At 63.1% G+C, this 12201-nt stretch carries 10 protein-coding genes, 1 tRNA gene and 1 pseudogene; 6 read left to right on the top strand and 6 right to left on the bottom strand.

Features of this window, described 5'->3' with window-relative positions:
- The 3 genes and pseudogenes from EN990_RS23865 to EN990_RS23855 form a co-directional block, all read left to right on the top strand.
- Positions 1 to 262, top strand: a pseudogene (locus EN990_RS23865) (acetyl-CoA carboxylase carboxyl transferase subunit alpha); the annotation flags it as partial.
- 217 nt (positions 263 to 479) lie between these two features.
- A complete protein-coding gene (locus EN990_RS23860) occupies positions 480 to 1778 on the top strand; it encodes a murein L,D-transpeptidase family protein (RefSeq protein WP_024503733.1) in 1299 nt (432 codons plus the stop codon).
- 8 nt (positions 1779 to 1786) lie between these two features.
- Positions 1787 to 2023 carry a sulfurtransferase TusA family protein gene (locus EN990_RS23855; RefSeq protein ID WP_024503732.1) on the top strand — a complete coding sequence of 79 codons (237 nt, stop codon included), beginning with the start codon at positions 1787 to 1789 and terminating at the stop codon, positions 2021 to 2023.
- Between the two features lie 10 nt (positions 2024 to 2033).
- Here the strand turns inward: EN990_RS23855 and EN990_RS23850 are convergent, their stop codons facing one another.
- The gene (locus tag EN990_RS23850) at positions 2034 to 3143 is read right to left on the bottom strand and encodes a GTP-binding protein (protein ID WP_027162928.1); all 1110 of its coding nucleotides are present in this window, start codon (positions 3141 to 3143) and stop codon (positions 2034 to 2036) included.
- Between the two features lie 3 nt (positions 3144 to 3146).
- Entirely contained in the window at positions 3147 to 4310 is a 1164-nt protein-coding gene (locus tag EN990_RS23845; RefSeq protein ID WP_013529350.1) for a D-alanyl-D-alanine carboxypeptidase family protein, read from the bottom strand.
- A gap of 213 nt (positions 4311 to 4523) precedes the next feature.
- On the opposite strand from EN990_RS23845, the gene EN990_RS23840 reads away from it, so the two are divergent.
- The 3 genes from EN990_RS23840 to EN990_RS36265 all read left to right on the top strand — a co-directional run bounded on the left by EN990_RS23840 (position 4524) and on the right by EN990_RS36265 (position 8311).
- Positions 4524 to 5687 (top strand): M20 aminoacylase family protein, encoded by a 1164-nt coding sequence (locus EN990_RS23840; protein ID WP_013529349.1) that lies wholly within the window; start codon positions 4524 to 4526, stop codon positions 5685 to 5687.
- 83 nt (positions 5688 to 5770) lie between these two features.
- A tRNA-Arg gene (locus EN990_RS23835) sits at positions 5771 to 5847 on the top strand.
- Between the two features lie 478 nt (positions 5848 to 6325).
- On the top strand, positions 6326 to 8311 hold the full coding sequence (locus tag EN990_RS36265; protein ID WP_245460927.1) for a hypothetical protein: 1986 nt from the start codon (positions 6326 to 6328) through the stop codon (positions 8309 to 8311).
- 151 nt (positions 8312 to 8462) lie between these two features.
- On the opposite strand, the gene EN990_RS23825 is transcribed toward EN990_RS36265, so the two are convergent.
- The 4 genes from EN990_RS23825 to EN990_RS23810 all read right to left on the bottom strand — a co-directional run bounded on the left by EN990_RS23825 (position 8463) and on the right by EN990_RS23810 (position 12153).
- Positions 8463 to 9116: a hypothetical protein gene (locus EN990_RS23825; protein ID WP_127368609.1), complete on the bottom strand. Its 654-nt coding sequence runs from the start codon at positions 9114 to 9116 to the stop codon at positions 8463 to 8465.
- A 448-nt stretch (positions 9117 to 9564) separates the two neighbouring features.
- Positions 9565 to 9918 (bottom strand): cupin domain-containing protein, encoded by a 354-nt coding sequence (locus EN990_RS23820; protein ID WP_024503728.1) that lies wholly within the window; start codon positions 9916 to 9918, stop codon positions 9565 to 9567.
- A gap of 338 nt (positions 9919 to 10256) precedes the next feature.
- A complete protein-coding gene (locus tag EN990_RS23815; RefSeq protein ID WP_127368608.1) occupies positions 10257 to 11150 on the bottom strand; it encodes a sugar phosphate isomerase/epimerase in 894 nt (297 codons plus the stop codon).
- A gap of 64 nt (positions 11151 to 11214) precedes the next feature.
- On the bottom strand, positions 11215 to 12153 hold the full coding sequence (locus EN990_RS23810; RefSeq protein WP_127368607.1) for an ABC transporter substrate-binding protein: 939 nt from the start codon (positions 12151 to 12153) through the stop codon (positions 11215 to 11217).
- Between the last annotated feature and the right edge of the window lie 48 nt (positions 12154 to 12201).

Here is a 12201-nt window from a genome sequence, read left to right as displayed (position 1 = left end):
CGCCTCGATCCTGTGGCGCGACACGACACGATCGAAGGACGCGGCGACCAACATGAAGATCACCGCGCAGGATCTTCTGGAACTGAAGATCATCGACGCCATCATCCCCGAGCCGCTCGGCGGTGCGCATCGCGGCGCCGAAACCGTGATCGCCGCGACCGGAGACCTCATCGCCAGGACGATGAAGGACTTCGCCGGCGCCAACACCGATTTCCGCGAACAGCGCCGCGAAAAATACCTGGCCATGGGCCGCAGTCTCTGACCACAGGCACCCTTGGCCGCAACAATGTGGCGGAGCGGAGCATTTTTGCCACAAAAATGCCGCTGCATTCGGCTCAATGAGACTGCCGCAGGGGGATGCGTCGGCACTTGCGGTAAGGAATTTATTAGGGTTAACGGGCTTAGGGTCCGTCGATGCGCAGTGTAGCAGCCGGGGCAGGAAACGTCCTGGCGCCAGAGAAAAGACGATATCCGTAGCCATGTTTGTCAAGCTTGCCCGCACCGGAATCCTGATCGCTGCCCTCGGCGTTGCCGGCTGCAACAATTCGTCGATGAAGGATTTTGCCCCGGAGGCCAACAAGCCGCTGCCCGACAAGATCCTCGCCGACATGAGGGCCAAGGGCATGGTCCGCACCTCGTCGGTGATGGCCCGCATCTTCAAGGAAGAAGGCAAGCTCGAGATCTGGAAGGCCAAGACCAACGGCCGCTATGACATGGTTGCCAGCTACGACATCTGCAAATGGTCGGGCAAGCTCGGGCCGAAATACACCGAAGGCGACCGCCAGGCGCCGGAAGGCTTCTACACGGTGCGCCCGGCGCAGATGAATCCGCGCTCGAACTACCATCTGTCCTTCAACATCGGCTATCCCAACGCCTATGACCGCGCCAACGGCCGCACCGGCTCCAATTTGATGGTGCACGGCGCCTGTTCGTCGTCGGGCTGCTATTCGATGACCGATGCGCAGATCGAGCAGATCTATGCCTTCGGCCGCGACGCCTTCCAGGGCGGCCAGACCGAGTTCCAGATCCAGGCGTTTCCGTTCCGCATGACCGCCGCCAACATGGCGCGCTACCGCAACGACCCGAATTACGACTTCTGGAAGATGCTCAAGGTCGGCTACGACAATTTCGAGATCACCAAGGTGCCGCCGAAGGTCGATGTCTGCGAGAAGCGTTATGTCTTCAACCAGGTAGCCGCCGACGGTCAGACATTCGATCCGACTGGCGCCTGCCCGGCGACGACGCAGCCTGATTCGCTGAAGAGCGCCTACAATTCCTACATGAGCACCTATGACGCGGCGTTCAGCGGCGCGGTCAAGGCCAGCGTGCCGGCGCCCAAGCCGACCATCGCCGGTATCAAGGAAGCCAGCATCGTCTCCGACTGGTCCAAGCGCCGCGCACGCGGCGAACGCGTACCGATCGATCCGCCGTCGCTCAACAATGACGGCTCGGTCACCGAGACGGCACGCATGGGCCGCATCGATTCGCCCGCTGGCCGCAAGATGGCGGCTCTTGACGCGGAAAAAGCTGCCAAGCAGAAGGCCGAGGAGCAGAGGCTGGCTGCCATTGAGGCGGCTAAGCAAGCCAAGGAAGCCGCCAAGGCCCAGGCTCTGGCCGAAAAGGAGGCCGAGAAGGCCGCCAAGGAGGCCCCAGTCGCCACCGCGACCATCGCGGCTCCTTCGGAAACGGCGCCAATGGCTGAAACGCAAGCGGCGAGTGCCGACGAGAGTCGCGTGACGAAGCTGAAGAACAAGCTGCTCGGCATGTTCGGCGGTTGATATCGCCCGTGGCTGATCGCGCCGCTATTTATGACCTCAAGGGGCTGAACTGCCCCTTGCCCGTGCTCAAGGCCAAGAAGCGCCTGGCGGGGATGCAACCGGGCAGTCGGCTCTGGTTGGAGACCACCGACCCGCTCGCCGTCATCGACATTCCGGCATTCTGCTCCGAGAGCGGCCACCAGTTGATTGAAACGGCCGCGGTCTCCGGCGGCCATCGCTTCCTGGTCGAGCGCGGCGCGCCGTAATCGTTGGGGGCTACCGCCCGGCGATCGCCAGCGGATTGTTTTCCAGCGCCGCGCGGTCGGGCGTGTCAACCGACGGCCGGTCGGTGAAGGCGGCGAACAGCCTGCGGATATAATCTTCCGGCATGTCGAGCGTGATCAGCACCAGCCGCGTGCCACGCTGGCCATCCGGCCAGGACGGCAATTGCACCGGCGGATGCAGGATCTTCTGCACGCCATGGATCACCAGCGGCCGCGACGGGTCTTCCCTGAGCTCGATGACGCCCTTCATGCGCAGCAGGCGCTCGCCATGGGTCGAACGCAGCAGGTCGAGGAACATCTCGATCGCCGAAAACGGCACCGGGCCGTCATGCACCAGCGAATAGGAGCGCACGCGCTGATCGTGACGATGGCCGTGGTCATGGCCATGCTCGTGATCATGACCAGCATGATGGTGATGATCGTGCGCCGCTTCCTCGCCAAGCCAGCGCCGCACATCGGCGGATTTGGTTGCCGGGTTGTAGAGGCCGCAATCAAACAGCGCCGCCACGCCTGTCTCCGTGTCGCCGGCATCGAGCAGTTCGGCGCCCGGATTGATCTGCCGCAGGCGCGCCCGCAGCATTTCCAGCTCATTGGGGTCGGTGGCCAGATCGGCTTTGCTGAGCACGATGCGGTCGGCGACGGCAACCTGCTTTACCGCCTCGACATGGGCATCGAGCGTGGCGTTGCCGTTGACGGCATCGACCAAAGTGATGACGCCGTCGAGCCGGAAGGCCTGGATCAGCGCCGGATGCGCCATGATCGACTGCAGCACCGGCGCCGGGTCGGCAAGGCCGGTGGTTTCGACGATGACGCGGGCGAGCCGGGCAATGCGGCCGGTCTGCAGTCTGTCGACCAGGTCGGCCAGCGTATCGACCAGTTCGCCGCGCACCGTGCAGCACAGGCAGCCGTCCGACAGCTGGATGATGCCGTCGGAAGACTGCTCGACCAGCAAATGGTCGATCGCCACCTCGCCGAACTCGTTGATGATCACCGCGGTGTCGGCCAGCGCCGGATCCTTGAGCAGCCGGTTGAGCAGCGTCGTCTTGCCGGCGCCGAGGAAGCCGGTCAGCACCGAGACTGGGATCGGGAAGCCGCTGCCCATTGGCTAGTTCGCAACCTTGACCGGCTGGTCGCCCTGCGCGGCGGAGCCGGCAATCTTCGGGCCGGTGCCGGCCGGTGCCGGCCTGTCGGGCCGCCAGCTCGGGATCGGCACATCGGCAAATTCCTGCGCGCCCTGGTCGAGGATGGCCTTCGGCGCCGGACCGGTGGCGCCGCCAAGGCCGACGGCAACCAGCGTCGGCACATGGTCGAGCTTTTCCTGATAGGGTGATTTCGGCACGTTCTTGGCGGCGGCCGGCGGCGCCTCGGACTGCTCCTGCGGCGTCTTCTTCTTGCAGACCTCGTCCTGCATGTCGTTGGGTGAGACCGTGTCGCCATAGGGCGCCAGCGTGGTGACGGTGGCCGAGCCGGCGACAGGCGTGTCGAACCCCTGATCGAGCAGTTTTGCCGCCGTCTCGGCGCGGGTGACCGCCGACTTCTCGCCAAGCACAACCGCGACCAGCGTGCGCCCGTTGCGCGTCGCCGAACCGATCATGTTGAAGCCGGAGGGGCAGACAAAGCCGGTCTTCATGCCATCGGCACCGGGATAGCGGCCGATCAAGAGATTGTAGTTGGGGATCGCCTTCTTGCCGACGGCAAGGCCCTCGATCGAGAACCACGGCACATATTGCGGAAATTCGCGGCGGATCGCCATCACCAGCACGGCGAGGTCGCGCGCCGTCGTGTACTGATCCGGCGAATAGAGCCCGTTCGGATTGACGAAATGCGTGCCGTTCATGCCGAGCCGGGTCGCCTCGGCGTTCATCCGGTCGGCAAAGGCCGCCTGCGAACCGCCGACATTTTCGCCGACAGCCATGGCAATGTCGTTGGCCGATTTGACCAGCATCATCTTCAGCGCATTGTCGAGCCGCATCACCGAGCCCGGCTTGAAGCCCATCTTGCTTGGCGGCTCGGCGGCGGAGTGTTTGGTCACCTTGATCGGCGAATCGAGCTGTACCTCGCCGGCCGCGATCGCCCGAAAGGTGACGTAAGCGGTCATCAGCTTGCTCAGCGACGCCGGATACCAGCGCTTGAACGCATCCTGATGCTGCAGGATCTTGCCGCTGCCGAGGTCGAACACGACCACCGGATTGGCCAGCGCCGGCCCGGCCACAACCGACAGCGCGATTGTGCCAGCCGAGAATAGTTTGAGGAAATGCCTGTACCGCATGATCAAATCCGAAATCGCCTCTTGCCGTAGTCGCCCCTGGCTCCGTAAGATTTCATTACGCGATCGCCAGCATATGGTCCGACCCTCAAAAACCGGACCCCATTGTTGCGGTGCTATTTACTCTATGTGACGCCAAGATGGCAAAGTGCCTGGCGATCACAATTGCAAGGCAGCGGCCAACACCCGCCGTCCCAACAGCGAGATGGAACCATCATGCCAATCCTGAACCGTGCCGCCGAAATGCAGGACGAAGTTGCCGGCTGGCGCCAGCATCTGCACCAGACGCCAGAACTGAACTTCGACGTCTTCAAGACCGCCGCCTTCGTCACCGAAAAGCTGAAGGCCTTCGGCTGCGACGATGTGGTCACCGGGCTCGGCAAGACCGGCGTGGTCGGCATCATCCGCGGCCGCCAGGGCGAAGGCCCCACCATCGGCCTGCGCGCCGACATGGACGCGCTGCCGCTCAACGAGATATCAGGAAAGCCCTACGCCTCGACCATCCCCGGCAAGATGCATGCCTGCGGCCATGACGGCCACACGGCGATGCTGCTGGGTGCGGCCAAATACCTCGCCGAGACGCGCAACTTCACCGGTTCGGTGGCGGTGATCTTCCAGCCGGCCGAAGAGGGCGGCGGCGGCGGCAACGAGATGGTCAAGGACGGCATGATGGAGCGTTTCGACATCTCCAGGGTGTTCGGCATGCACAACATGCCGGGCCTGCCTGTCGGGCAGTTCGCCATTCGCCCGGGCCCGATCATGGCGGCGACCGCCGAATTCACCATCACCGTGCGCGGCAAGGGTGGCCACGCGGCGATGCCGCACGGCACGATCGACCCGATCGTCATCACCAGCCAACTGGTCGGCGCCTTGCAGACGATCGCCTCGCGCAGCACCGATCCGGTCGAGGCCGTGGTGGTGTCGGTGACCAAGTTCCACGCCGGCGATGCCTACAACATCATCCCCGAAACCGCCGAAATCGCCGGCACCGTGCGCACCTTGCGAAAAGAAATCGCCAAGAAGTCCGAAGAGCGCATCCGCAGCATTTGCGACGGGCTGGCGACCGCGTTCGGGGCCAGGATCGAGGTCGACTACCAGGCGAATTACCCCGTGACCTTCAACCACGCGGAAGAGACGGTGTTTGCCGGTGACGTCGCGATGAGTGTCGCCGGCGACGCCCATGTCCACCGCGGCATCCAGCCGGTGATGGGCGGCGAGGATTTCTCCTACATGCTCGAAGCCCGCCCCGGCGCCTTCATCTTCATCGGCAATGGTGATACCGCCGGCCTCCACAACCCGGCCTACGATTTCAACGACGAGGTCATCCCGCACGGCATGAGCTACTGGGTGAAACTGGCTGAAACCGCGCTGGCCGCCTGACAGCGGCAGCGCAAAGCCGGCCGAATTGCCTTCGGCCGGCCTCTTGGCGAAACGATCCGAAGCGGCTATGTGTCTGGCCGCGTGGTCCCGTAGCTCAGTAGGATAGAGCGGCAGATTCCTAATCTGTAGGTCACAGGTTCGATTCCTGTCGGGATCACCATGCTTTGCATCAGCTTAGCAAATTGACGTCGTACTTTTCGCGAAACAGTACGACGAATTCTAATCTCGGCGGGAATGCATCACCGAACAAGGAACGATCAGCTTCGCTACGAAGAGCGGGCACTACAATGGCCCTTTCGTCTGGCCGAAGGCTGCCTGCAGGATCATTAGGAGCTGATGGTTGACCGTGGTGCGCTGTGACCTAGCTTAAAGTTCATGATGGACAGTCCTAAGCCCGGAAATGGCGAATTGTCCGCACCGGCGAACTCTCGCGAGGTTGCTATGCAGAGGCGCAAACCGGCGTTTCAGAGCCCTGCATGCGTCCTTGGTCGGCCATTGCCCGCTACGGAATATCAACTGGGGCGATCTATCGGTACGCGACCGGCGCCCCGCCATCCGCAACAATTCGCAAGGACCAGAAGGATCCCGAAGAAAGCGACGCTCCGAGAGCGGTAAGGCCTTGGCGAATACCAAGGCGAATGACCAGACATCGCTTTATGAACTTGGCAATACCACCAGAACGCACGGGCACGGCAATGCCAAATTATCTTGCCGAAATGTATGCAAACGACGTAAATCTGGCCATTCTGAGCGCAGTGGTGACGCTTGCATCGGTGGGCGTCTATCTTGTGCTCCGGCGTATCCTTGCCGCGGTGCGACGGCGCCGCCTTGCAGCGTTTGACGAAGGCAGATCCGGTATCGCCGACGAGGCTTCTTGGGAATGGGAAAGCCCGGCCGGACTTGTCGCCGGGCCTGCTTCTTCCAAGGCTGCCAACCCCTTGCATGCGGTCGGCCTGAATGTTCGGGCTCAAAATTCCAACTACTCTCGGTTCGGAGTGCGAATCGAACATTTCGCCGCGACATCCGAACCCAGCGGGAGCTCGTCAGTGGTCGAGACCGGTGCTCCTGCACCGAACAGAGTGCAGTCTGGCCGGCTTGCAGCATCCATCAGCGCGATCGCGGAACGTGGGAAGCGGATTTGCGGGTCGGCACGGGACCAATTGCGCCATAAGGCTTCACCGCCAAAAATTGCTCCGTTGGCCTATGCTGCGGATCGCGGTTTGAATTTCACAGCTCAGATGAGAGATCCCGACCCGGCCATGGCGCCTGCCTCAAACCCTGTCGTTCGCAGGCCGATCGTTCTTGTATCGCGCTTGGGTCTCGCCGCCATTTGTCTGGCTGCGCCGATTGGCTATGCGATGACGAGACAAATCTGGGTCGAAAGCGCTTCCGCCATCTCGCAAACCCAAGACCAGGCCCATCGAGACCTTTCGCGCCCGTTGGGATTTCAGGCGAGTGCCGAATTGCTTGGCCCGGATCTCACGGCTAACCAGGCGCAAACCGGGACGGATCGTGCTCAGGCTGCCGCTGCGAGACAATTGGCCGACCAGGAGCACCGGGCGGCGGAAGGCGAGCGTGCCAGGAGCGCCGCTCTGCAGGGAGCGCTCCTCGAGGCGAGCAAGCAGATCCACACGCTGAGGGCAAGCATGGCAGCTGCCGATGACGCGCGCGAGGAGCGGTTGCGCAATGAACTCGCGGCAGCCCGCACCCTTGAGGCGTTGCGGCGCATTGCGGGAGAGGCCGGCACGATGCTGAGCGAGGGCGCCAGCTATGTCCTTAAGGAGATGCCCGCTGCTCATCTCGAGCAGGAGCAAGCCCAAAGGCAGGCGCGCGATTTCTCGCAAGCGCGCGTCCAAATTGAACAGCTTGAGACCGAGGCCGCCAAGGATCGCGCCACGGCCAAGGCTTCACTGGCGCAGGCGAGCGGCATACTCGACGACGAGCACCGGAAGACGGAGCTGCTTCGTGGCGATCTCGCCGAAGCGAAACTGGCCAATGCCGCACTCATGAAGCGTACGGCTGCGGCTGAGCGCGAACGGACCGACGCGGTCACAGCGAGACAACAAGTGGAGCAGACCGCAGCTGACACGGAGCGAACGCTCGCACGAGAACGCGCTGCAGCAGCAGCAGCCGTTGAGGAGCTGAAAAAAGCTCGCATCGAGCGCCAGGCGGCTGAACTGGAGCGAGCCAAGGCAGTCTCAGCGAAAGAGCGTGCCGAGCAGGCCGCAACCGAGACGGCACAGGCCCTGGCACGGGAACGTACTACAGCCGTCATGAATCGTGAGGATCTCGACAGAGCACGCATCGAGCGCGAAGCCGCCGCCCAAGCTCTTTTGGTGCGTGTCGCTAAACTTCAGGAGGCTCTGGACGAGCAACGCCAGGCCAGTGTTTCTCTTGCCCGCGACTTGGCTGCGGCGCGCGGGGACAACGACAGGCTCAGGACCGAGCGCCGCAGCGCGCAGATCGAACCGCCCCTGAAGCCGCGTTCTGGCCGCGCGGCAGCCAGCCAGGTGAAGGCCGTCAGCAAGAAGATTGGCAAGGTTCGCAACCCTTCGCGGATGACCCGGGTGCGTTCGATCACACTTCCTTATTCGCTCTTGCCAAGACACGTGACACCGCAGTGATTTCCGATTGCGCGGTCGCTTCCGTGGAAGGCCATTTTTGATGCCCCGCACCCCTTCGTAACACACCCGAGGCCTGCTGCCATTTCGGCCAAAGATGAATGGCCTCTCGAATTCACCCTGCTTCATCAGCGAGAGTGTTCTGCGCGATGCGCTATGTCAGACCGATCACGCTGCCTGTCGCGTCCAATTCGCATTGGATCGCCGCCTGCCGCGTTTCCACGCTGCCTTGCCGCGCATAGTCGATGCTGACCTCGATGGGGGCCGAGATCGTCGCCCGACTCAACTGATGTACGAAGCCCGCGCTGGTGACGCGCACGCTGGTCGCCCCCAACGGAGCGGCGGCCGACTCGATGGCATCATGGCAGGCCCGAACGACATTATCCGGGACGCCCGGCAGCGCCTCGGTTCGGCTGACTGTTGATTGAGTCTTGCTGTCGCTGGGAGGCTGGAGAGCGGCCGGGAAGTCGAGCGACTGTCCGCCCCTTGCGGACGCAACAGCAGTAGCGGTGGCCGAACCTACCGTCCCCGGGGCTGTCGTAGTGCCGCTGGTGCTGGTCTCGCTGTCGTCCGCCGACGAACTGGAGCCGCCGGGATCGTCGCCAGTCCCTTTGTGCGAGCCGCCCTCGTTGCCGCCGGCGTCATGACCTCCACCGCCCCCATGGTCACCAGAACCATGGCCGCCGTTGCCATGCCCTCCGCCTTGCTGACCACCGGTTGCAGCTCCTGCGCAAACTACCGCGATCGAGCAAGCTAAGACGAAATACGCACAGGTGAATCCACGCGATTGACGCACGACGACCTCCATGGATGCGTCGGTCCAACCGTCTTTCCGCGGCGTGCAGTCAGAACGGCGCGAACCGCCGCTGCCCCCGAGGCAACCTCGCGATTGCCGCGCCCCCGAAAGAACTAGGGGATCAATCCGGTCTATCAAGGATACCTGGCCGGCAAGCACCGATGAGAGGGCGCTTGGCTGGCGAGTGCCGTATCATTCATGTCGAGGCCGACCGTCTGGATGACGCCGCAGACGCCTTCATGACCCAATGACCGGAGTCCGAGGAGTGGCCTGGCCGAGGCCCCGGCGAATGCAGAGATCAGCGAATACGCTTACCGCGCCCAGGTCAGCGCACCTCCTCCGAGCCATCGGCGACACCCACGCGATGTCGGGTGGGATGGCCTCCAAAAGGCCTCCGGAGGCACGAAAAAGCTTCGCTTGAGCACTCGCCGCGATGGCGGGCCAGACGGATCACCCCGCTTCAGCCGACCCGCACGACAAAATGCTTCGTCACCGGCTCGATGATCTTCCAGGTTCCCTTGAAATCCGCTTCCACGACGAAGGCATCGCCGGGGCCGACCTCGACCGGCGTGCCGCCGTCCGGCGTGATGATGATGCGGCCGGCGATCATGTGCACGAACTCATAGTCGGTATAGGTGGCGTGATAGGTGCCGGGCGTCGCCCGCCAGGTGCCCGACAACACCTTGCCGTCCTCGGTCGTGTGCTGGACGGCGGTTTGCATGGTCGGCCTGCCCTCGACGACGATCCAGCCAGCCAGATCGCCTGCGTCCGCGTGTTCGACGGTGCCGAATTTGAGGATTGTCTCGCGTGTCATGTGCTGAACTCCGTTTGGGGATTGCGTGGCGCTGTTTGCCTGGCCGGTCAGATAACCGATGCACCTGCCGCGAGCAATGCCGGCGCCATACGGCCGGCACCTTGGCTGACGGTGCATCAAACAAAAACCCGCCTGTGCGGCGGGTCACTGGCGCAAATCAGCACCATAGGCAAAAATGTACCATAGCTGAGGTCACCGAGTCAAGAAAAAATTCCTATCGCGAAAAAGCTGGCGGCGCAAAAGCTGCCAGCACTGGCTGCCACGAGGCCGTTTGTTGATTTGAAGTCAGAGCCCTGCCATGCGGCGCACGCCGCGCCCTTCGGCTCTCGAAGGGCGGGTCAGGGTTTGTGGCGCGCCGAAACGAGTTCCGCCTTGCGCCTTGCCGTCTCCAGCCCGAGCCCGATGAAGGCGTGCGCGTGCTTGGCCAGCGCCATGTTGTCCGTCCACAGATTGCGCCAGATGGCGGTCTTCTTCGACAGGTGCTCATCGACGATTTCCGAAGAGAAGGATTCGAAGCTGAGATCGTCGCTGTAGCCGATCGCCGTCAGCGCATCGAAGATCGCGGCGAAATCGATATTGCCGGTGCCGAGGAAGCCGCGATGGCTTTCGCCGATATGGACATAGCCGATCTTGTCCGCGGCTTGACGGATGGCCAGCCCGACATCGGCCTCCTCGATGTTCATGTGGAACGTGTCGAGATGCAGGAAGATGTTGTCCGAGCCAGTGTCCTCGATGAAGGCCAGTCCTTGCGCGGCGGTGTTGAGCAGATTGCTTTCGAAGCGGTTGACGATCTCGAGGTTGAGCGTGACGCCGGCCGCCTTGGCTGTTTCGGCAACCTTGGCCAGCGTGCCGGCACTGCGCTGCCATTGATCGCGCGTCGGCGCCTCGACCTGCAATCCGTGGCTGGTCGAGAGAATGCCGGCGACCTTCCGACCGCCGAGGTCACGCGTCAGCGCGATGGTGTCGTTGAGGATTTCGACGCCGCGCGCGGCAATTGCCTTGTCGGCGCTCGAAATATCGCCATCACCAGGCAATCCGATGCTGATCGCCACGCCGAGGCCAAGATCGGCGATGCGCCCCGCAAGCCCGCCGATGTCGACATTGGCGGGGTCGAGATAGGAGAATTCGATGAGGTCGAAGCCGGCCTCCCTGGTGTTGGCCAGCGTGCGCTCCAGATCGGCCTGAGCCGAGCTCGCCGACCAGACGAAAGAATGGATTCCAATACGCGACATCATCGTCTCCGGTGCTGACAAGGTGCGGCCGGGTCATCCCGGCCGCACCGGTCTTGGGAAGAATTTAGCGGGCTGCGGTCCAGCCCTTGTAGTCCTTCAGGTTCTCGGCCGTGATCAGCTTCGGGTCGAGCAGAACGGTCGGCTCCACCGGCTTCTTGCCGGCCAGCAGTTCGGCCGCCATCGTCAGTGACTGGCCGGCCATCACATAGGGATCCTGCGAGGCCGAGGCCTTGATCATCGAGGTGCCGGAAGAGAGTTCCTTCTCGATATCGGGCGCGCCGTCGACGGCGGTGAAGATGAACTCCGAACGGTTGAGCTGCTTGGCAGCGAGCTGGGCGCCGATCGCCGTCGGGTCATTGATGGCAAACACCGCATCGATCTTGTCGAAGCGGGTGAGCAGCGACTGGAACACCTTCAGGCCGCCGTCGCGCGAGCCTTCGGCATTCTGGTCGTCGGAGAGGATCTTGATGTCGGGATGCTGCGAAAGCACGTTCTTGCAGCCCTTCACCCGCTCCAGGATCGACGACGATGCCGGTCCGTTGAGGATGACGTAGTCGCCCTTGCCGCCGGTATGGTCGACCAGGTACTGGCAGGCCTCTTCGCCGGCCTTGACGTTGTTGGTCATCACGGTGACGTCGGCGCCCGGCGCCGAAACGTCGAAGGCGGCAACGACGATACCTGCGGCCTGTGCCTTCTTCACCGCCGGCGCGATCGCCTTGGCGTCGACGGCATTGAGCATGATCACGTCGACACCGGCGGCGATGAACGAATCGACCTGCGAGACCTGCTTGTTGAGGTCATAGTCGGCCGATACCGAGGTCACCTCGACCTTCGGGTTGATCTTCTTGGCCGCGTCCTCGATGCCCTTGATGGTGGCGACGAAGAAGGGATTGCCGAGCAGGCCGACCGAGATACCGACCTTGTTGAGGTCCTTGGCCGAAGCAGGCGCGATGGCGAGCGACGCGAGTGCGACGCCGCAGAGCAGTTTGGCGATGGTCTTCATTGCTTTCCTCCGATTGCCCCGCGCCTCTCACGGTGCGTTACACAAACC

This window comes from Mesorhizobium sp. M7A.F.Ca.US.005.03.1.1 (assembly GCF_003997975.1).
Taxonomy (GTDB): domain Bacteria; phylum Pseudomonadota; class Alphaproteobacteria; order Rhizobiales; family Rhizobiaceae; genus Mesorhizobium; species Mesorhizobium ciceri.
Note: the sequence above shows the minus strand (reverse complement) of the source record. Positions and strands in the feature narration are given on the sequence as shown.

Coding starts and splice junctions, on each gene's coding strand:
- EN990_RS23860 (WP_024503733.1), top strand. CDS start 480: ATGTTTGTCAAGCTTGCCCGCACCGGAATCCTGATCGCTGCCCTCGGC.
- EN990_RS23850 (WP_027162928.1), bottom strand. CDS start 3,143: ATGGGCAGCGGCTTCCCGATCCCAGTCTCGGTGCTGACCGGCTTCCTC.
- EN990_RS23845 (WP_013529350.1), bottom strand. CDS start 4,310: ATGCGGTACAGGCATTTCCTCAAACTATTCTCGGCTGGCACAATCGCG.
- EN990_RS23840 (WP_013529349.1), top strand. CDS start 4,524: ATGCCAATCCTGAACCGTGCCGCCGAAATGCAGGACGAAGTTGCCGGC.
- EN990_RS36265 (WP_245460927.1), top strand. CDS start 6,326: ATGACCAGACATCGCTTTATGAACTTGGCAATACCACCAGAACGCACG.
- EN990_RS23825 (WP_127368609.1), bottom strand. CDS start 9,116: ATGGAGGTCGTCGTGCGTCAATCGCGTGGATTCACCTGTGCGTATTTC.
- EN990_RS23820 (WP_024503728.1), bottom strand. CDS start 9,918: ATGACACGCGAGACAATCCTCAAATTCGGCACCGTCGAACACGCGGAC.
- EN990_RS23815 (WP_127368608.1), bottom strand. CDS start 11,150: ATGTCGCGTATTGGAATCCATTCTTTCGTCTGGTCGGCGAGCTCGGCT.
- EN990_RS23810 (WP_127368607.1), bottom strand. CDS start 12,153: ATGAAGACCATCGCCAAACTGCTCTGCGGCGTCGCACTCGCGTCGCTC.